The following is a 19510-nucleotide window of genomic DNA, read 5'->3' on the forward strand; positions in this document are numbered from 1 at the left end:
AGCTTTAAAAGGATAGGCAAATGGCGCCAAAACCGCGTAAAAGTATAAAACACAGTAATCCGGCCCTGATGCGGGCTATTTACTGGGCTATTATTATCGGTATTGTTGCCGTGTTTGTCCTTATTACTCTGGAAGCTATAGTGGGTATTGTCGGCGACGCCGTTTAACGGTTAAAGGCACTTTGCCGGTTTAGGTAAGCCCGCTATGCGGGTTGCCTGCTTGGCTGGGCCCTGGGGAAATAGCATAAACAGGTATTTACTGTTACCTTTATCCGGGCCAAGCTGTTGTGCCATGGCTTTTACCAGAATGCGGATTGCCGGAGAGGTACTAAACTCCAGATAAAACTGCCGTACAAAGTGTACCACTTCCCAATGCGCATCCGTCAGGGCAATACTTTCCAGTCGGGCAAATTCCTCTGCCACTTGCTTATTCCACTGTTGCATATCGGCCAGATAACCATGTTTATCCAGCGCCAGTGGCGTATCATTTACGATTAATTCTGCCATAACAGATTCTGCTCTGCGTTAATACTCAGTTCTAACCAACGCCGGGCGTTAATAACGGTTACATTGGTTACCGGCGTGATTTGCCTTACCTGGATATCTACATCCAGCGCGTAAAGCTGAGCCGGCCAGTTGAGGTCGCTGCGTAAACACAAATACACAGCATCCTGGCGCAGTAAAATAATATCCTGAGCCTGGCATATAAGGCTCAGCTCACTTAAGCTCACCGACGGGCTGATAACACTGATTAATTTCATTAGCTGCTGATAACCTGATGTTGGCGGGCGAATAATTCTGCAATGCCGTTGCTGTCGAGCACGGTAACGTCAATACTTAAATCTGCGGCATTAATGCCGCGCTGTTTAAGTGACTGCTGGCAAACATATACCTGCTCAATATCGTACAGGGTAAACAGCTTAAAACTACGTGGATAAGCTTTAAGCTTAAAATCTGTATGGTCTTGTGTGGGCAGTAACTGATAAACCGCGTCAGCGCTGAATAGCACACTGATATTGTGCTCAACGGCAGCCATTGCCAGTATCATATCCAGTGCCTCACGGCCTTTACTGTCATTAAAGGGGCTGCTGCGTTGTAATAGCAAAATATTACGCATTAAAATTGCACCAGTTTATCAATATTGCTCTGGCGCATAGCAAATTCGGCCAGGCCAGCGCTGGTATAACCCTCTCTGGCATCGAGTTTATCACTTACCACTCCACGCTTTTCTGCTGCAGTGACACAAAACAGTAAAGCAATATTATGTTGCTGACAAAATTGTGCCAGTTCAGCGCTTAGGTCCGGTTCATCAGCGGGCAAATCGATATGCTGTGCCGCACTGCAGACGGCATCCTGATATAAAAAAATATGGTCGATACAGTAGCCATGATTGACCGCTGTTTTAGCAAATAACAGCGCACTGGCCAGGCTTTGGCTGGCAAAGCTATTACTGGTAAGCAGTAATCCAAAGCGTGTCATAGCGGATCCTAAAAAACAAAAAGCCCCGACTGGCGGGGCATTTTAGCGAATAACCTTGTTAAGGCAAAGCGCTGTGCTTAATCATCACCACCAAAAACACCCAGCAGCTGCAGCAGGTGGACGAAAATGTTAAATACATTCAGGTACAAGCTTACTGTAGCGCGGATATAGTTGGTTTCGCCGCCATTAATAATACGGCTGGTATCAAACAGAATCAGTGCTGACATAATCAGGATAATAGCGGCGCTGATCGTCAGGCTTAACGCCGGAATGGCCAGGAAAATATTGGCCAGTGCCGCTACCAGCACAACAATAAGACCAACCATTAAAAAACCACCCATAAAAGAGAAGTCTTTACGTGTAGTCAGAGCATAAGCTGACAGGCTGAAGAAAATCAGCGCGGTGCCACCCAGTGCCTGCATAATCAGTGCAGTACCATTTGGTAAACCGGCATAATGATTAAGCATTGGCCCTAACGATGCACCCATTGCAGCGGTAAAAGCAAACACCCAAAAAATACCACTGGCTGAGTCTGCCTTTTTATTTACCACAAACAGCATAATAAAGCCGGCAACAAAACATACCAGCGACATCATTGGTGACATGTTCAGTGCCATGGCCACGCCAGCGGCTACTGCACTGAATGCTAACGTCATTGCCAGCAAAAAGTAGGTGTTGCGCAGTACTTTATTAATCTCGACACTACGTCCGGCAGTGCTGAGAGTAGAAGTTTCTCTGTATGACATAATTATGTTCTCCTGATACAAAGGTTTATTAACACATTTGATGACATCATACCCAGTTAGTTCCCGCCAGACCAGTACCTGAACGGACAAATTGATAATAGCGTTATTTTTTTGCATTTAGTGCTTTCTTTTGCTGTTCTAACTGATTAATATACGCGTCGCCGGAGGGATGGCAGAGCGGTTTAATGCACCGGTCTTGAAAACCGGCGTGGGTTAATAGCCCACCGAGAGTTCGAATCTCTCTCCCTCCGCCACTAAAACCACCTTTACCGGTGGTTTTTTTGTTTGGGTACAATTAAGTTAGGCTTAGCGCAGTGTTTTCTTTAGATTAATTGTCCAATAAATGACTTTGTTGATGCTTTACTAAGCAAACGGCTGAAAATAGCAAAAAAGCCCTTTACAAAGCTGCAGGCAGTTTCTAATATGCGCCCTGTAACGCGGAGGGATGGCAGAGCGGTTTAATGCACCGGTCTTGAAAACCGGCGTGGGTTAATAGCCCACCGAGAGTTCGAATCTCTCTCCCTCCGCCACTTTCCTGTTATTCCCTGTTATCAATTACCTGCATATAAATCATCTGAAATCATATAGTTTTGTTTCATATGGTTAACCTTTCTGGCACACTAGGCAGCAACAGTGCAAAACAGTACTTATTGCTTTAATTTGTTTAGCAAAATGGCCGATGCTCGGCTATGCTAGACAGCTAGAATAATTCTAATATCCAGTAATCCGGAGAGCGAAATTGATTAACGTTCTGTTAGTTGATGATCATGAGCTTGTTCGTACTGGGATCAGTCGCATACTAATGGATGAGCGCGGTATCAAAGTGATTGGCGAGGCTGGCTCTGGCGAAGAAGCATTACAATTTTGCCGTCAACACGAACCCGATGTGGTGTTGATGGATATGAATATGCCCGGTATGGGCGGTATGACTGCAACCAAACGTATTTTACATTACTGCCCGGACATTAAAGTACTGGCGTTGTCGGTATCCTGCGAAGAGCCGGTGCCGACTAAAGTCATGCAATTGGGTGCGGCAGGGTTTATTTCAAAAAATTCACCGCCACGTGAAATGGTGGCCGCAATACGCAAAGTGTATTCTGGTGCCCGGCATATTTCTGATGAAGTGGCGCAGAAAATGGCGATGAGCAAAGTAAATAACCACAGCCAGAACCCGTTTGACGATTTATCTGATCGCGAGCTGCAAATCATGATGATGATTACGCAGGGGCAAAAGGTGAATGATATTGCCGATCAACTGAATGTTAGCGCTAAAACGGTGAATTCATATCGTTACCGGATGTTTGAAAAGCTGGCAATCAGTGGTGATGTAGAGCTTACCCATATGGCATTGCGCCACGGCATGATCGACATCGCTAAAGCCTGATGTTTGACGCTAAAACCTTTTTAAAACAGGTGCCTCACCAGCCCGGCGTTTATCGCATGATAAACGCCGCGGAGCAGGTTATTTATGTTGGTAAAGCCAAAGATCTGCGCGCCAGGCTAAGCAGTTATTTTCGAGCTAATGTAGACAGTGTTAAAACCCGTTCTCTGGTTAGCCAGATAGAACAGGTGGAATATACCCTTACGCATAGCGAAACCGAAGCGCTGATCCTGGAAAACAACCTGATTAAGCAATTTTTACCACGTTACAACGTATTGCTGCGGGACGATAAATCTTACCCTTATATTTTAATCAGTGATCATAAACACCCGCGTATCAGCTCGCACCGCGGACCGCGTAAAAGTGGTGGCCAGTATTTTGGCCCTTACCCTAATGCCGGGGCAGTGTGGCAAAGCCTGAAAAGCCTGCAGAAAATTTTTCCCATCCGCCAGTGTGAAGATGGCTTTTACCGGGCCAGAACCCGGCCTTGCCTGCAGTACCAGCTGAAGCTTTGCTCTGCACCCTGTGTCGGAAAAATTTCTGATGAGGAATACCAGCAGCAGGTACGGCTGGCCAGTTTATTTCTGCAGGGTAAAGATCAGCAGGTTATTGATAACCTGGTACAACGGATGACGCAGGCCAGTGAAGCGCTGCAGTTTGAACAGGCCGCTCAGCTACGCGATAAAATTATTGCGCTGCGAAAAGTGCAGGAGCAGCAAAGTGTCAGCGGTGAGCATGACGAAATGGATATTATCGGCTTTGCTTATTCACATGGTGTTGCCGCAGTGCACGTATTGTTTGTCCGCCAGCAAAAGGTGCTGGGCAGCAAAGCGTATTTTCCTAAAGTGCCGGCAGATACTGAGGAAAGCGAAATTCTCAGTGCTTTTTTACTGCAGTTTTATCTCGATGGTTATGGTACCCAGCAAATGCCACGGGAAATTGTTATTGCCAAACCATTGCCCGAGGCAGACGCAGTGGCGGCTGCTATCAGTGAAATTGCCGGGCGTAAAGTACGTATTACCTATGCCCAGCGCGGCGAGAAAGCACAGTATCTTAGTCTGGCGCAAAAAAATGCTCAGCTCTCTTGCGACAATAAGCAATCGCTTAGCCAAAAAATGGCATTACGCTATCAGCAGTTACAACAGTTGTTGCAGTTAGAGCAGCCGATAACACGGATGGAGTGCTTTGATATCAGCCATACGATGGGGCAGGCTACCATAGCATCCTGTGTGGTATTTGATGGTCAGGGGCCATATAAAGCAGAGTACCGCCGTTATAATGTTACCGGTATTACCGGTGGTGATGACTATGCCGCGATGCAGTTTGCGCTGGACAAGCGTTACACCAAGCTGCAGGATGCCGAGAAAATACCGGATATTATTTTTATTGATGGTGGGCAGGGGCAGTTAAATATCGCTATAGCACAATTTTCTAACTGGCCACATGCTAAAATGCCCTTGCTGGTCGGCGTGGCCAAAGGCACCAGCCGCAAGCCAGGTCTTGAAACCCTTATTCTGGCACAAAGCGGGCGCAGCATTAATTTACCGGCTGATGCACCGGCTTTGCACCTAATTCAGCAAATTCGTGATGAGGCGCACCGTTTTGCTATTACCGGACACCGTAATAAACGTGGCAAAGCGTTAATTAAAAGCCCGTTGGAGCAGGTTAAAGGCATAGGTGAAAAACGGCGTCAGGCGTTATTGCAGTATCTTGGTGGCTTACAGGGCGTAATGCGCGCTTCCGTTACCGAGCTTAGCTCAGTGCCGGGAATATCAAAGGCACAGGCAGAAAAGATTTACCATGCCTGTCATAACAAGTAGCATAGCGGCATACATGCCGTAGAGAATATTAAGATGTGGAATATTCCCAATCTGTTAACCCTGTTTAGACTGTTTCTGATCCCGGTTTTTATTTTATGTTTTTATTCAGGTGCGGAAAACGCCCGCTTTTGGGCATCGTTTGTATTTTGTCTTGCCGCCATTACCGATGCACTGGACGGTTATCTGGCCCGTAAGCTGGAACAATCTACGCCGTTTGGCGCTTTTCTTGACCCTGTAGCAGATAAAGTGATGGTAGCGGTAGCATTGGTGCTGATAGCGGTAGACAGTGTATCGCTTTGGGTAACGATACCCGCCATTATTATGATCGGCCGCGAAATTGTCATTTCGGCCCTACGTGAGTGGATGGCAGAGCTTGGCAAGCGGGCTAATGTGGCAGTGTCTAATTTGGGCAAGTATAAAACTATCGCCCAGATGCTGGCGTTAATTGGTTTGATCTGGCGGCCGGAGTTTTGGCTATTAAGCTGGTTTACGCCGGTAGGTATGCTGTTATTGTATGTCGCAACGGTACTGACAATATGGTCTATGTACAGTTACCTCAAAGCAGCGTGGCGCGATTTGATACATTAATAACTGTTTTTGTTGCTTATTAGCACAACTCAGTCAAATTTTAATCAGTCAGTCATAAAAGCAAAAATTTATTATTGACTGGCTGAATTAAAACAGTAGAATGCGTCTCGTGTTAAGGCACATGGCCATAACGACGCGAGTATAGCTCAGCTGGTAGAGCGCGACCTTGCCAAGGTCGAGGTCACGAGTTCGAACCTCGTTACTCGCTCCAACTCTTTCAAAGAGTGAAAATTGTTTGAATGGCGGGTTGGCAGAGTGGCCATGCAGCGGATTGCAAATCCGTCCACCTCGGTTCGACTCCGGGACCCGCCTCCATCACACAGTTTATCTGGTAAAACCAGAACAGTGACAAAGTAACACAACAAAGTTGTCTGCCCGGGTGGTGAAATCGGTAGACACAAGGGATTTAAAATCCCTCGCTCGAAAGGGCGTGCCGGTTCAAGTCCGGCCCCGGGCACCATTACTCATTAAGAGTAACTAACCAGATTTTCGCGAGTATAGCTCAGCTGGTAGAGCGCGACCTTGCCAAGGTCGAGGTCACGAGTTCGAACCTCGTTACTCGCTCCAAATTATTATCTACAGACATCTGTTGAAGTCTGTAAGATATTGAAAAAAGGAGTTTAGGCTCCTTTTTTCGTTACAGAAAAGGCTACCGGAATCTACTAACGGTCAGCTTTTTAAGGCCAAACAATACGGAAGGAACGGTTCCGTATTGTTGCTGGGATAAAGTGGGCACCATGACGAGCATTGACCTAAGTCTCAACTTAGGAGCTCTGTGATGGCACATTTTAATCTGACTACCCAGCAGCCTCAAATCCCCTATGACTATCTTCGCCAGTCCCCTGGTTTTAGGTTTAGTGATTTAATCATTCGGCAGCCTAAAGCTACCGGAAAAACCTATACCCTCCCTGACGCAGATGGCCTTGGGTTAGTAGTTTCACCGGTTGGTGGTAAAAGCTGGCACTTCCGTTATTATTGGTTGGGCAAACAGAAACGCATCTCTCTGGGAGGTTATCCTGAAGTTAGTTTGCGTGAGGCGCGAGCGCTACGTGATGACGCTCGTGCCTTGTTAGCCAAAGGTATGAATCCTCATACTGACCGTAAACAAAAACGTCATGCTGCGCGCTTGGTGTCCGCGAATACTTTTGGTGCGATCTTTCTGCTGTGATTTGAACATCGTAAAAAAGAACTCTGGGAAATTGGTGATGATGCCGGGGAGGGCGAAGAAAGGCGACAAAGCACGCATGCGCAAATCAAACGTATTTTCGGTAAAGACGTTCTGCCTGCATTAAACAAGATACTTATCTATGATATAAAGCGCGCTTTGCTTCTGGAGAAGGTTGCCAGGATTGAGAAGCGTAAGGCCTATACGATGGCTGAAAAAGTTAGGACTTAGCTCCGACAACTTTTTCGTTATGCTATTGTTCTCGTGGAGGGGTTAGAAATCAATCCTGCATCAGATCTTGATGTAGTTGCTGAACCTGAACCTGAACCTTCACCTGAGCATAATCCGTTTTTGCGAATGGGTGAATTGCCGATTTTTTTGAAGAAGCTGCGTGGGTATAAAGGGCGGATTCAAGGGGTGATGTAATGTGGAAAATGGCTTATAGTTTATAATAGTTTATAACCTTGAATATATTGTCGTTTTTGATAAGAACGACTACGTCTGCTGCGCTTTTTATTTCGCTATATGAAGACAGGAATGTGATGTAATAAAGCATGGATGGCCCGTCAGGTGTTAGCCCAACTCCTTTGTGGCCCAAGTAGTATCTTCTTTCCTGAAAGTCACCAGTGAATCCTGATAGCCTAACTGCCTGAGTTCTAAAGTCGTTGAATCTAAGGGCTGCTTTAACTTGACCTGGTAGCTCGTCGTAGGCTGTCTGATAGTCACCCTCATCAAGTTGGATTAGAAATTTCTCTGCTGCAGAACTGGCGGACGGCACCTCATCGGGTTGTAATAACGTAAAGTACCCTTGCGGTAGCGAGGCAGTAGGCGGCTGTGAGTTGTAGTTGTGGGAAGAGTAAATCCGGTAGAGTTCTGATGTGAGCCCGGTGATACACAGAAGAAACGAGAAGAACATAAACCGGTTGATGGCTGTCAGAATTTCATTTCGTGGCAGTTCTATGTTTTGTTCTCTATTTAGCAACCTGAACGCCAGTAAAGCCAAGAGAAACCCTAGGCCGATTGTTCCCAGACTCAGGATCCGTGAAACATCTATTCCTTCGATCATCTGTTATCTTCCTTATGAGTTGCGTTGTGGCAGGTAGGATTTTATGAATGCTAATTATTGATTTTAGGACGGGATTTATAATTGTCAGGCAAACTTATCACAAATATTTCTTAAAGCTCCCAGCAGTCAGGTTTACCGCCTGTCCCAACAATACCATGCGGGGTAGTAAGAGCAGTAGTGGATGCAGTGATATCGGCATGCTTAGGTCGATAACCCAGGGTAGTACGGCTAGTGGCAGCAATGAGGCCTTAGCGCGGTGATAAAGGAAGCCTGATTCGCGGCCGACGCCGAATTTACGGATATCGCGCCGCACCAAGCCATCGACCAGGCTGACGAATGCCGCCAGCAGAAACAGCAGCAGTGACAGTAAGTTCTCTGCCCTGATATAGGCTTGGCTGAGGTAGTAGCGAAAACCCCGGCTGGCGTTGCGGCTTGGTGCGCGGGCGCGTTCGGCGGACGAGCTGATCTGCCCCAGCAGGCCGGTTTTTACGAAAACCCACTCATAATAGCCGGTTTCTACAAGCTGATGCGCCGTGCGCCCTGATTCCTGCACGATGACGCTGCGGTGGCTCAGTTCGTACTGCAGCATGCCTTGTGCGTGACGCCAGCCTTGCTCGGGCCAGAACAGCTCGCTCACCCGATCATCACGATGGAAATAGGATAAGCTATATTGATTGAGCGGCAAGCCTTGCAAATTGAACTCGAACAACAACGCCAAAAACTGCAAATCCTGCAAGAGCAATACGATGGATTACTGAAAAAAAGTACAGCCGCCACTGCCTGCAGCAATTGCGCTATAACTGATCGGGCTGAATCCACATATTTGCATATTATTGGCGGAATGCTTGAACTGATGTTAGGGCAGTCTCCTTCAGGTAACCCTTACTCCAGCTTCAGAACTCAAGAGGCCATCATCAGTGCTTTGATCGCCAATCATAGCGGCGCTATGGGGATCACCGAACGCACGTTAAACGGTAAATTCGCCAACGCACGCCGAAAGCTACGTAGTGTAGTTTCCTGATGTGTATGTAAAAACTAAGCAACCGAAGATTGGACAGACTGTACATAGCTATCAGATAAACACATCACTATCTGTTTAATCTCTCTGAGCGGCATTGGATTTTTAGGGGGCTCTCTCCCTCGGGTTGCATGCCTAGCTGTTGGACCCGATGACCAATGATTGCATGTATGTGTAAGACGCTCCCGTTGTTTTTTTGGAATTTCCGTTACCAAATCATGTCGAATTGACTGAATCCACTCATAAATCTTATATAACCCTTCATAGGTTTCTGCATTTGGTTGCCCCCAATAGTCCATTAAATTTTTCAAGTTAGAGAGATCAGCCGGTTCTATACATGAAAAATCAATAAAAGAATGTTTTACAGCTCCCAACCCTCCCAGGTTCGTCACTCTAATAACTAGAGGAAGAGGTATAGAGACCGTTCTCTGCTCCGCCTCGTTGTTTACGAAATGAGTCATTTCTATTAAACCGGGAAGGTTCCTGCTGTTCAGGAGTCCATTCATTCTCACTATCGACTGCTGCACCAGGTCAAACTGGGCATTTGGGCAAGTCTCATGCTGCACATCCGGGAGCCATGCTTCCCACTCTCCTCCCCGGTTCATCAGCTTCCACCACGGCACATTTTTATTCTGAAGCAGGTAATCCAATGCAGAACGAGGCCCCTTTATAATAAAACCCCATTTATAACTACTTGCTGACTTGCTCATATTAGGCTCAACTAACTTATTACTCCAGATATAGTAATCCCTCTATCAGGCTTGGGTAAACATTTGAGCTACACTGGCTTAAGTTGGCTCAGTTAAATACTTGCCATCAATCAGAGTAAGGATCGAATGTCAATCTTGTATCTGTAATACCGGAAATTGCATTTGCAATGTTTTCTGGCCAGACAGTCTATTGAATAAGAGTCACATAGCCCCCCCACAAGCCAAGTGGGGTTAAAAATTAAAAATATAACGTGCCAGAAATAACACGGCTAATGTAATCAGCGCTATGCCTGCCAGGTTTAGCACCAGCCCGGCTTTTACCATATCAATAATTTTCAGCTTGCCGGATGCAAACACTATGGCATTGGGCGGGGTGGCTACCGGCATCATAAAGGCGCAACTGGCTGCCACTGCAGCTGGGATCACCAGCATAGCAGCTGAGGTGTCCAGCGACACCGCAACCGGGCCCAGTAAAGGCAGGAATGCGGCAGCGGTAGCGGTATTACTGGTGATTTCTGTCAGAAAAATAATCACAGTGGTTACCAGCACAATCAGTAAAATCAGATTGATGCTACCAAGCTGACCAATTTGTGTAGCGATATAGCCGGATAAGCCTGAATTGTCGATTTGGGCTGCCAGCGTTAAACCGCCGCCAAATAACAGCAACACACCCCAGGGCAGTTTCTGGCAGTCTTCCCAGTTTAAAATACGCTGGCCGGTTTTTAACGACACGGGCAAGATAAACAGCAAGCAGGCGGCAAAGACAGCAATTAACGTATCGTCCAGTTTAATGCCGCTGATACTGCTAAGTGGCCCGCGAAATACCCAGAAAAAAGCGGCCAGGGAAAACACCATCAGTACTAACTTTTCGGCATTATGCATAACACCCAAAGCTGATAGCTTTTGCCGGTATAACGCGCGGCTGTCTACTGACGGCATCTTGTCCAGCCGGAAATGAAATTGGGTCAGCCATACCCAGCATACCAATAACAGGCTGATAGCCAGTGGCACACCAAACAACATCCAGTCACTGAAGCTGAGTTGTAACTGATAACTGCGCTCCAGATAGGCGGCAAGCAAGGCATTAGGCGGTGTGCCAATTAGGGTGGCAATACCACCGATGCTGGCAGCGTAAGCAATGGACAGTAAAACAGCTTTAGCAAAATTATCATTGTTAATACCTTGCTCCTGCTGCATAGCAATAATAGATAAACCAATAGGCAGCATCATAACCGCAGTGGCGGTATTAGACATCCACATCGATAAAAATGCTGTTACCAGCATAATGCCGGCAATTTGCTGGCTGGGCTTAGTGCCAACCAGCAACATGGTTAACAAGGCGATGCGTTTGTGCAGGCTCCAGCGCTCCATAGCAATTGACAGCATAAAGCCGCCCAGAAACAGAAAAATCAACGGATGAGCGTAAGGTGCTGTAACGTTGCCGATGGTATCTAGTGCGACAAGAGGCACTATTACAATAGGCAGTAAAGCTGTAACCGGTATTGGCACCGGCTCAGTTATCCACCAGAGTGCCATCCAGCAGGTAAGGCCGGTGATCAGCCAGGCATTTGCCGACATGCCGCTAAACCAGGGCTCTGATACTAAGGTCAGCAAAAACAATAGCGGCCCGCAAAGCAAAGTAATATAAAACGGCAATTTAACCTGAATGTGCATAACGCCTCGCGGTTGCGTCTATTATCCTGGTAGCCTTAATCATCAAAGCTGCATTAATCGTCAAAGCTATCGTTGCCCGGTGCATTATCTACGGTTTTGCTGGAGCTTAGCAGTTGTGCTTCGAGCATTCGTATTTCAATATCATCCAGCAAGCGCCATTGCCCCGGTTTTAAGCCTGCGCTACGAATATGCATAATGCGGGTACGTTTTAACGTTTGTACGTCGTAGCCCAGGTGTTCGCACATGCGGCGTATTTGCCGGTTTAAGCCCTGGGTTAGAATAATAGAAAAGCTCTGCTTTGAGCGTTGCTGCACAACACAGGGCAGGGTTACGGTATCAAGAATAGGCACGCCACGGGCCATCTGCTGAATAAAACGCTCAGTAATAGGCTTATTCACTGTCACCACATATTCTTTTTCATGCGCATTGCCGGCGCGCAGAATTTTGTTGACGATATCGCCATCATTGGTGAGAAAAATCAGGCCTTCAGAGGGCTTATCCAGCCGGCCTATCGGAAAGATACGCTCGGGGTAGCGCACGGCATCAATGATATTGCCGTGAATATGCCGCTCTGTAGTACAGGTAATACCTACTGGTTTGTTATATGCCAGATAAACCCGTTTTGGTTTGGCTTTTAACGGTTTACCGTCAATCAGTACCTGATCTGCATCAGTAACTTTAAGGCCAACCGGCGCTACAGCGCCATTTACAGTAACCTGACCATTTTCTATAAATTTATCGGCTTCACGCCGCGAGCAAAAGCCCGTATCACTGATAAATTTGTTTAACCTGTACAAAGTGGCATCAGACATAACGCAGAAGTGTTCCGGTAGCATTTAATAATGGCGATAGTGTAGGGGTTCAGGCTGTTTTTCGCTACACTATCGCGGTATTTCATTGTCTGGAGTTATTATGATCCCTTTATCACAGCATCTGCCTGGTATCAGTTCACTGGCGTTTGGTTGTATGGGCCTGGGCGGCAGCTGGGACAGCAATAGCACCACAACTGAACAGCAAAACTATGCTTTTTCTGCTATTGATGCGGCACTGGCCAATGGCATTAACTTTTTTGATCACGCCGATATTTATACCCGTGGTAAAGCCGAGCAGGTATTTGGCCGCTATCTGGCCGCTGCACCGGCAAAACGTACAGAGCTGTTTATCCAAACCAAATGCGCTATCCGCTTTGCCGACGAACAGGGGCCGGGGCGCTATGATTTTTCTAAAGACTACATTATCCGCTCTGTGGAGCAGAGTTTAACGCGGCTAAATACCGATTACCTGGATCTGTTGTTATTGCACCGGCCTGATCCACTGATGCAGCCAGAGCAGGTAGCGCAGGCATTCGATCAGTTGCTACAGCAAGGTAAAGTGCGCCACTTTGGCGTATCGAATATGGGCTGGGCGCAAATGCAGTGGTTACAGTCGGCATTGTCTCAGCCGTTGCTGGTGAATCAGTTGCAAATGAGCCTGGCCGACATCGACTGGCTGGAAGAAAGTGTGCTAACGGGCATGCCGCAGGGCAGCAACAAGCACTTTAGTTATGGCACTGTCGAATACTGTCAGCAACGGGGTGTGCAACTGCAAAGCTGGGGCAGCCTGGCAAAAGGTGTGTTTAGCGGGGCACAAACACAAACCGACACTGAACGTGCCACAGTAGCGTTAGTGGCGCAGTTAGCCGGGCAATATCAGTGCAGCCGAGAAGCTATTGTACTGGCCTGGCTAATGCGCCATCCTGCGGCGATTCAACCGGTAATTGGCACCGCTAACCCACAGCGCATAGCGGCATGTGCCGGAGCAAGCCAGGTGCAATTAAGCCGTGAGCACTGGTATCAGTTGTATGTCAGTAGCCGTGGCGCACCTTTACCTTAATGCCCGCCAGACAACCCTGATAGCAGAGATAAAAAAGGCCTGGCAATAAATGCCAGGCCTTTTAGCTCAGCCGCCCGCTTATTCTGCAGTGGCTTTTTTATGTGTTTGCGGGTTAAGTGAAATAACCTTGGTTTTACTAATCTTGTGCCGGTAAATTTCGCGCAGGTACTTAATGGCTTTTTTTACGCTGTCGCGGCTTAAGCGGATATCATTAATTGAGACAAATTTGTCTTTATTATGAATAAGTTCGCGGTACTTTTTCTCGTACATGGGCTTAATGGCATACCAGTTAGTGTCGAGTATCTTGGCCGGGTTTTCAAATTCGTGCAGCATTTTATCCAGTGCTTCTTCGTCAAAATGTTCGGCGCGGATAAACTCAAGCATCGCCTGATCCAATTGCTCGTCAAAGCGATAATTATCTTTGGCAAAACAGCGTTTAATAAAGGCGACAATCAGCGTTAAAAAGTCGTCGCTTAAGCAGGGGCTTTTCACTATCAGCGTTGTCAGTGAAATGTTGGCTGACGCACCAATAACCAGCGCATAGCGCTTTAATGTGGTATTGGGGAATAACGAATTTAAGTGCGATTTCAGCCGGTTTAAATCCATATAAGACAGTTTATAGTCTTTCGGCAGTGATACGATAGACACGACCGAAGAGCAGTTTTTAAAGAAATGCAGATCTTTGAGCTCGGCAGCGTTATAACCATTTTTTACGTAGCTGGCCAGCGTTTCACGGTAGCGGCCGGATTCAATCGGCAGCAGGCTTATACCCTCAATGGCCTGGGTTACTTTGTTAAAGTGTGGCAAATCGATAGAGCGGAAAAACAGGTCATCAATATTTAAACCGGTACCGGTTTTCTCAAACAGCTTAAGTCTTTCTGCGTTGCTGCTATCGCCCGGTATAACAGATTCTGCATAGGCTACGGCAACGGGGCCGGCCAGGCTCATAAATAAATCATTGGCATCCAGACGGATAGTTTCACCGATATCGATACCTGCACGGCGGAAATAGTTTTCGTCGTAATCTGTGGTTACGGCCTGGGCGGTCAGAATATTAAAAATTTGCTGCGAGATGTACTGATTTGCATATTTCTCCATCGCATTAACGTCGATATGCTGAATGCCACCGTCGTCGGTTTCTTCGGCGTAACGCATAATGTCGTTGGAGATCAGCATCATGGCATTCCACGGCCGGATGCGGTGCATTACGCTGGATTCGCTGCTGTCTTCGTTATCAAAGTTGTATGAGAAATCCCATTCTTCAGCCAGATATTTGCACAATAAACGCCCGGCGTTGATATGCAGCGCCTCAGACATTTCCACACCATGATCAGAAATGTTCGGCAAAATACAAATACCGCTGGTAAAGATCGGTTCAAATACAAAGGAGTGGCCACGGTTGCCTTCGTCTTCACCTGTCATGCGGGTGTCAAAGGTTTTGCTCATGTAGGCGTATTGCTGCGCTAAACCAAACTCAGATGCCATGCCTGAGCCTGTACCACCGCCGGCACTAAAAATATAAAAGTACAATCTGGATTGATTAGCTTTAATGCCGCAGGAGTCAATCAGGTAAGAATGAATGTGTTTCCAGTCGGCATTGGCAAAGCGTTGTGTGTCTTTGTTAAGAATAATTTTTGCCAGATACTGGCCAAGAATAGGGGCGTTACCGGCACCACCGGCATGCACTTCAGACAAGTCCATAATTTTCATTTTGGTGTAATCATGCAAAAAGCCGCTTTTCTCGCCCTTGTGTGAAAAGCGGATCCGGCCTTCAATGTCTTTGTCCAGGTCGCCAAGCATTACCAGGGGTTCAATTAAAAACACCGGTTTAACGGCCTGTGTATTTGATAAATTCAGGCTGCGTTTAATCCAGCGCATGGGCCGGTATTCCTGCTCACGGGTTTGCTTTTCTTCGTTGTTAAATTCGTTCAGGTAAAAATTACGCGCGTTATAAACCAGCGAGGCGACATCCAGCGCAATATTCGAGCCACAGCGACCAAGGCCTATCAGGCATACTGAGGGGAAGTTTTGTTGCTTACGGCTGGCTATTTCGTTGTCAGGGTTAACCAGCGGAAAAACGCTGCTACGCAGTGCATCCAGATTCGTTAGAATTTTATTCAGATCGCGCTCAGTAAAATACATATACCGATCGCTGGCGAAAGAGGGGGGCAGAGTGGGAGGTGAATTTTTTTTCGGCGCGTTCTTAACTATTACTACATCATCTTGTACGGTGCGTTCCGTATTTATTTTATTTGTCATCACACTACTTCCTGTCTCTGGCGAAGCCTTTCAGCGGTTAATTTAAACAATACCTATACCAAAGGTAGTTGTTGTTTAAAATTAATACAATGAAAAACGTAAAAACACCAGTATATAAACAGTAAATATCAGTAAATTAAAATGTAGTAAGTAAAACAGCGCCTTAACACCATATTCTCGCAAGAACCGGCCCAGGCGCTGTTGGTTTATTGTTACATATTAGGGTAGTTAGGCCCGCCAGCGCCTTCGGGGGTTACCCAGGTAATATTTTGCGACGGATCTTTAATATCACAGGTTTTACAATGAATGCAGTTTTGTGCGTTTATCTGAAACTGCGGCTCATCATTTTCGTTTTGTATAATCTCATATACCCCTGCCGGACAATAACGTTGTGCCGGTTCATTATATTTGGGTAAGTTAACACTAACCGGGATTTGGCTATTAGCCAGTTTAAGGTGGCAGGGCTGTTCTTCTTCGTGGTTGGTGTTGGATAAATACACCGAAGACAAGCGGTCAAAACTCAACACATTGTCGGGTTTCGGGTAGTTGATGACCGGGGCTTCGCTGGCAAGTTTTAGCTGGGCGTAGTCGTGGCTGTTGTCTTTTAGGGTAAACGGAAATTTACCGCCAAACCAGTTTTGTTCCAGCGTGTTAAAGGCGCCGCCCCAGAAGGTACCAAATTTATGCATTGCTGCGCTAAAGTTGCGTGAGCGGTATAACTCGTCATACAGCCAGCTGTTTTTTATCGCATCGGCAAAGGCTGTCAGATCCTGTCCGCCTTCGTCAGCTTCACTGATAGCGTTAAACAGCGTTTCTGCAGCCAGCATACCGGATTTCATAGCCGTGTGGTTGCCTTTAATTTTCGCGCCGTTAAGGGTGCCGGCGTCACAACCAATCAGCAGGCCGCCGTTAAAGCTCATTTTTGGCAGGCTGTTCAGGCCACCTTTAGCAATAGCACGGGCACCATAACTAACGCGTTTACCATTATTCAGGTACTGGCTGATCACCGGGTGCTGTTTATAGCGCTGAAATTCTTCAAACGGATTTAAGTGCGGGTTGCTGTAGCTAAGGTCAATAATTAGGCCAACCACAATTTGCTGGTTTTCTGCATGGTATAAGTAGCCACCACCGGCAGTGTCACTGGCTAACGGCCAACCTGCTGAATGCACCACCAAACCGGCGTGATGCTTGGCTGCCGGTACATCCCAGATTTCTTTAAAGCCAATGGCGTAATGCTGCGGTGATTTACCTTCATCCAGTTTAAAGTGCTTTATCAGCTGCTTACCCAAATGGCCGCGGCAGCCTTCTGCAAAAACGGTGTACTTTGCACGTAGCTCCATACCGGGCATATAACTGTCTTTGGGCTGGCCGTGTTTGTCCAGCCCCATATCACCAATCACAATGCCTTTTACCACGTTGTTTTCAATCAGTACTTCGCTGGCAGCAAAGCCGGGGAAAATTTCTACCCCCAGTTGCTCGGCTTGCTGTGCCAGCCAGCGGCACAGGTTAGCCACCGATACAATATAGTTACCACTATTATGCATGGTTTTCGGCACAGCAAAGCCCGGTAATTTGGTTGCGCTTTGCGCATTTTTCAGCAGATAAATATCATCATGGGTAACAGGCACGGTTACAGGCGCGCCTTGCTGTTGCCAGTCGGGTAGTAGCTCATTTAACGCCCGTGGCTCGAATACCGCGCCTGATAAGATATGCGCGCCTACTTCAGAGCCTTTTTCAACCAAACAAACGCTGAGTTCTTTTGCTGCCGTTTTGGCTTGCTGCATCAAACGGATAGCAGCCGACAACCCTGCAGGGCCACCACCTACTATAACTACATCGAATTCCATTGATTCTCTTTCCACAGCCCTGGCCTCTTGGAGTTTATTATTTACAGCTTACACTGCTTTTATCATGCTGTTTAGGGTATTGCAGGTTGACGTTAACGTCAACAGTAAGTAGATTGTGGCAATCCAAAGCGTGCTAGCTTTACCTTAACGTAAACCTGTAGCAAAACGGTTTGTCTGTTGCAGGAAAAGAATGAGGAATATATGAAAATACTGGTGCCGGTGAAACGGGTAATAGACTACAACGTAAAAGTACGGGTAAAGGCTGACCAATCAGGTGTTGATCTGGCCAACGTGAAAATGGCGTTAAACCCCTTTTGTGAAATTGCGGTAGAAGAAGCAGTGCGGCTAAAAGAAGCCGGTAGCGCAACAGAAATTGTTGTTGTGTCTATTGGCAGCAGCGCGGTGCAAGAGCAACTGCGTACTGCGTTGGCATTAGGTGCAGATCGTGCGCTGCACATTGAAACAGATCAAAATCTGGATTCATTACAGGTGGCAAAATTGCTGGCCAAAGTGGTAGCCGATGAGCAGCCAGGCCTGGTTATTTTAGGCAAGCAGGCGATTGATTCCGACAACAACCAAACCGGCCAGATGCTGGCGGCATTAACCGGTATGGGGCAGGGTACTTTTGCTTCTAAAGTACAACTGGCTGATGGCAAAGTGCAGGTTACCCGTGAAATAGACGGTGGCTTACAAACGGTAGAACTGCCACTGCCTGCGGTAGTGTCAACCGACCTACGCTTAAACGAGCCGCGCTATGCATCATTGCCTAATATTATGAAGGCAAAGAAAAAGCCACTGGATGTTAAAGCCGCCGACAGCTTTGGTGTCAGTTTAAGCTCTAATGTTACGCTGCTAAAAGTGGTGCCGCCGGCAACCCGTCAGGGCGGTATCAAGGTGGAATCAGTAGCAGAGCTGGTAGATAAGTTAAAGCATGAAGCGAAGGTGATCTGATGGCTATTTTAATTATTGCAGAGCATAACAACCAAAGCCTGAAGAGCGAAACCCTTAAAGTGGTGCAGGCTGCCACTGCTATTGGTGGTGACATTACCGTGCTGGTAGCCGGTTTTAACAGTGCCGCAGCGGCAACCGAAGCGGCGGCGATAGCTGGTGTAACAAAGGTACTGCATGCTGATAACGCTGCATACGAGCATCAGCTGGCAGAAAATATTGCCGCTTTGGTCACTGAGCTGGGTAAAGGCTACAGCCATATTCTGGCTGCGGCGACCACCACCGGCAAAAACTTTCTGCCACGGGTAGCGGCTATGCTGGATGTAGCACAAATTTCTGATGTTATCGCCATTGAAAGCGCTGATACCTTTGTCAGGCCAATTTATGCTGGTAACGCCATTGCAACGGTAAAATCTGCTGATGCGATTAAAGTGCTTACTGTACGCCCGGCAGCATTTGGCGAAGCCAAAACCGGCAACAACGCCCCGGTAGAAAACTTAACGGCTGTGCATGATGCCGGTATATCGCGCTTTGTGGCACAAGAGCTGACTAAATCTGAGCGTCCTGAGTTAACAGCCGCCCGGGTGGTGATCTCTGGTGGCCGTGGTATGCAAAATGGCGAAAACTTTGCGTTGCTAAATGGCATTGCTGATAAGTTAGGTGCCGCCATTGGCGCCTCGCGCGCAGCGGTAGATGCGGGCTTTGTACCAAACGATATGCAGGTTGGCCAAACCGGTAAAATTGTAGCGCCAGAGCTGTATATCGCAGTAGGTATTTCCGGTGCTATTCAACACCTTGCCGGTATGAAAGACTCTAAAGTTATCGTAGCAATTAACAAAGACGCCGAAGCGCCAATCTTCCAAATTGCGGATTACGGCCTGGTAGCCGACTTATTTACCGTACTGCCAGAGCTCGAACAGCAACTCTGAAGCTAGCAA

The 19510-nt window shown here is 47.2% G+C and carries 22 protein-coding genes and 6 tRNA genes; 16 read left to right on the plus strand and 12 right to left on the minus strand.

The window, feature by feature from the left end; translation table 11 throughout:
- The first annotated feature begins 20 nt into the window (after nucleotides 1-20).
- Nucleotides 21-167, plus strand: coding sequence for a hypothetical protein (locus M2404_RS17270; RefSeq protein ID WP_259240998.1), 147 nt, complete (start codon nucleotides 21-23; stop codon nucleotides 165-167).
- A 3-nt stretch (nucleotides 168-170) separates the two neighbouring features.
- On the opposite strand, the gene M2404_RS17275 is transcribed toward M2404_RS17270, so the two are convergent.
- The 5 genes from M2404_RS17275 to M2404_RS17295 all read right to left on the minus strand — a co-directional run bounded on the left by M2404_RS17275 (nucleotide 171) and on the right by M2404_RS17295 (nucleotide 2224).
- Complete coding sequence (locus tag M2404_RS17275; protein WP_259240999.1) at nucleotides 171-506, minus strand: TusE/DsrC/DsvC family sulfur relay protein; 336 nt, start codon at nucleotides 504-506, stop codon at nucleotides 171-173.
- Nucleotides 494-760 (minus strand): DsrH/TusB family sulfur metabolism protein, encoded by a 267-nt coding sequence (locus tag M2404_RS17280; protein WP_259241000.1) that lies wholly within the window; start codon nucleotides 758-760, stop codon nucleotides 494-496. The genes M2404_RS17275 and M2404_RS17280 overlap by 13 nt, the downstream gene beginning before the upstream one ends.
- Nucleotides 760-1116, minus strand: coding sequence for a sulfurtransferase complex subunit TusC (gene tusC, locus M2404_RS17285; protein ID WP_259241001.1), 357 nt, complete (start codon nucleotides 1114-1116; stop codon nucleotides 760-762). Before tusC ends, M2404_RS17280 begins: the two co-directional genes overlap by 1 nt.
- Nucleotides 1116-1478, minus strand: a complete 363-nt coding sequence (gene tusD / locus M2404_RS17290; protein ID WP_259241002.1) for a sulfurtransferase complex subunit TusD — start codon at nucleotides 1476-1478, stop codon at nucleotides 1116-1118. Before tusD ends, tusC begins: the two co-directional genes overlap by 1 nt.
- Nucleotides 1479-1555: 77 nt before the next feature.
- Complete coding sequence (locus tag M2404_RS17295) at nucleotides 1556-2224, minus strand: Bax inhibitor-1/YccA family protein (protein WP_259241003.1); 669 nt, start codon at nucleotides 2222-2224, stop codon at nucleotides 1556-1558.
- A gap of 163 nt (nucleotides 2225-2387) precedes the next feature.
- On the opposite strand from M2404_RS17295, the gene M2404_RS17300 reads away from it, so the two are divergent.
- The 11 genes from M2404_RS17300 (at nucleotide 2388) to M2404_RS20390 (ending at nucleotide 7409) form a co-directional block, all read left to right on the plus strand.
- Nucleotides 2388-2478: transfer RNA gene (locus tag M2404_RS17300), tRNA-Ser, on the plus strand.
- 185 nt (nucleotides 2479-2663) lie between these two features.
- Nucleotides 2664-2754 (plus strand) — tRNA-Ser (locus tag M2404_RS17305).
- Nucleotides 2755-2963: 209 nt separating this feature from the next.
- Nucleotides 2964-3608 (plus strand): UvrY/SirA/GacA family response regulator transcription factor, encoded by a 645-nt coding sequence (gene uvrY, locus M2404_RS17310; RefSeq protein ID WP_259241004.1) that lies wholly within the window; start codon nucleotides 2964-2966, stop codon nucleotides 3606-3608.
- Nucleotides 3608-5425 carry an excinuclease ABC subunit UvrC gene (gene uvrC / locus M2404_RS17315; RefSeq protein WP_259241005.1) on the plus strand — a complete coding sequence of 606 codons (1818 nt, stop codon included), beginning with the start codon at nucleotides 3608-3610 and terminating at the stop codon, nucleotides 5423-5425. Before uvrY ends, uvrC begins: the two co-directional genes overlap by 1 nt.
- A gap of 33 nt (nucleotides 5426-5458) precedes the next feature.
- Nucleotides 5459-6013 (plus strand): CDP-diacylglycerol--glycerol-3-phosphate 3-phosphatidyltransferase, encoded by a 555-nt coding sequence (gene pgsA / locus M2404_RS17320; RefSeq protein ID WP_259241006.1) that lies wholly within the window; start codon nucleotides 5459-5461, stop codon nucleotides 6011-6013.
- A 135-nt stretch (nucleotides 6014-6148) separates the two neighbouring features.
- Nucleotides 6149-6224, plus strand: a tRNA-Gly gene (locus tag M2404_RS17325).
- 30 nt (nucleotides 6225-6254) lie between these two features.
- Nucleotides 6255-6328 (plus strand) — tRNA-Cys (locus tag M2404_RS17330).
- 58 nt (nucleotides 6329-6386) lie between these two features.
- A tRNA-Leu gene (locus M2404_RS17335) sits at nucleotides 6387-6473 on the plus strand.
- Nucleotides 6474-6504: 31 nt separating this feature from the next.
- A tRNA-Gly gene (locus M2404_RS17340) sits at nucleotides 6505-6580 on the plus strand.
- A 211-nt stretch (nucleotides 6581-6791) separates the two neighbouring features.
- On the plus strand, nucleotides 6792-7181 hold the full coding sequence (locus tag M2404_RS20385) for an Arm DNA-binding domain-containing protein (protein WP_473091816.1): 390 nt from the start codon (nucleotides 6792-6794) through the stop codon (nucleotides 7179-7181).
- Nucleotides 7182-7211: 30 nt separating this feature from the next.
- The gene (locus tag M2404_RS20390) at nucleotides 7212-7409 is read left to right on the plus strand and encodes a phage integrase central domain-containing protein (protein WP_473091817.1); all 198 of its coding nucleotides are present in this window, start codon (nucleotides 7212-7214) and stop codon (nucleotides 7407-7409) included.
- A 208-nt stretch (nucleotides 7410-7617) separates the two neighbouring features.
- On the opposite strand, the gene M2404_RS17350 is transcribed toward M2404_RS20390, so the two are convergent.
- Both M2404_RS17350 and M2404_RS17355 read right to left on the minus strand, forming a co-directional pair.
- Nucleotides 7618-8244, minus strand: a complete 627-nt coding sequence (locus M2404_RS17350) for a DUF4019 domain-containing protein (protein WP_259241007.1) — start codon at nucleotides 8242-8244, stop codon at nucleotides 7618-7620.
- Between the two features lie 97 nt (nucleotides 8245-8341).
- Nucleotides 8342-8962 (minus strand): TIGR03747 family integrating conjugative element membrane protein, encoded by a 621-nt coding sequence (locus tag M2404_RS17355; RefSeq protein WP_310503109.1) that lies wholly within the window; start codon nucleotides 8960-8962, stop codon nucleotides 8342-8344.
- On the opposite strand from M2404_RS17355, the gene M2404_RS17360 reads away from it, so the two are divergent.
- On the plus strand, nucleotides 8933-9265 hold the full coding sequence (locus M2404_RS17360; protein ID WP_310503110.1) for a hypothetical protein: 333 nt from the start codon (nucleotides 8933-8935) through the stop codon (nucleotides 9263-9265). The two genes, M2404_RS17355 and M2404_RS17360, sit on opposite strands and share 30 nt — an antisense overlap.
- Nucleotides 9266-9279: 14 nt before the next feature.
- On the opposite strand, the gene M2404_RS17365 is transcribed toward M2404_RS17360, so the two are convergent.
- From M2404_RS17365 to M2404_RS17375, 3 genes are all read right to left on the minus strand, one after another.
- Nucleotides 9280-9972, minus strand: a complete 693-nt coding sequence (locus M2404_RS17365) for a hypothetical protein (RefSeq protein ID WP_259241008.1) — start codon at nucleotides 9970-9972, stop codon at nucleotides 9280-9282.
- Nucleotides 9973-10203: 231 nt separating this feature from the next.
- On the minus strand, nucleotides 10204-11646 hold the full coding sequence (locus tag M2404_RS17370) for an SLC13 family permease (protein ID WP_259241009.1): 1443 nt from the start codon (nucleotides 11644-11646) through the stop codon (nucleotides 10204-10206).
- A gap of 53 nt (nucleotides 11647-11699) precedes the next feature.
- The gene (locus M2404_RS17375; protein WP_259241010.1) at nucleotides 11700-12458 is read right to left on the minus strand and encodes a pseudouridine synthase; all 759 of its coding nucleotides are present in this window, start codon (nucleotides 12456-12458) and stop codon (nucleotides 11700-11702) included.
- Between the two features lie 100 nt (nucleotides 12459-12558).
- On the opposite strand from M2404_RS17375, the gene M2404_RS17380 reads away from it, so the two are divergent.
- Nucleotides 12559-13518 (plus strand): aldo/keto reductase, encoded by a 960-nt coding sequence (locus M2404_RS17380; protein WP_259241011.1) that lies wholly within the window; start codon nucleotides 12559-12561, stop codon nucleotides 13516-13518.
- A gap of 78 nt (nucleotides 13519-13596) precedes the next feature.
- On the opposite strand, the gene M2404_RS17385 is transcribed toward M2404_RS17380, so the two are convergent.
- Nucleotides 13597-15660 carry a hypothetical protein gene (locus M2404_RS17385; protein WP_259241032.1) on the minus strand — a complete coding sequence of 688 codons (2064 nt, stop codon included), beginning with the start codon at nucleotides 15658-15660 and terminating at the stop codon, nucleotides 13597-13599.
- A 329-nt stretch (nucleotides 15661-15989) separates the two neighbouring features.
- Nucleotides 15990-17624, minus strand: coding sequence for an electron transfer flavoprotein-ubiquinone oxidoreductase (locus M2404_RS17390; protein ID WP_259241012.1), 1635 nt, complete (start codon nucleotides 17622-17624; stop codon nucleotides 15990-15992).
- A 201-nt stretch (nucleotides 17625-17825) separates the two neighbouring features.
- Between M2404_RS17390 and M2404_RS17395 the strand changes: the two genes are divergently transcribed.
- Together M2404_RS17395 and M2404_RS17400 are read left to right on the plus strand one after the other, a co-directional pair.
- Nucleotides 17826-18575 carry an electron transfer flavoprotein subunit beta/FixA family protein gene (locus tag M2404_RS17395; RefSeq protein ID WP_259241013.1) on the plus strand — a complete coding sequence of 250 codons (750 nt, stop codon included), beginning with the start codon at nucleotides 17826-17828 and terminating at the stop codon, nucleotides 18573-18575.
- Nucleotides 18575-19501: an electron transfer flavoprotein subunit alpha/FixB family protein gene (locus M2404_RS17400; protein ID WP_259241014.1), complete on the plus strand. Its 927-nt coding sequence runs from the start codon at nucleotides 18575-18577 to the stop codon at nucleotides 19499-19501. Before M2404_RS17395 ends, M2404_RS17400 begins: the two co-directional genes overlap by 1 nt.
- Nucleotides 19502-19510 lie beyond the last annotated feature (9 nt).

It is taken from the genome of Rheinheimera pacifica, assembly GCF_024809855.1.
Classification (GTDB): Bacteria; Pseudomonadota; Gammaproteobacteria; order Enterobacterales; family Alteromonadaceae; genus Alishewanella; species Alishewanella pacifica_A.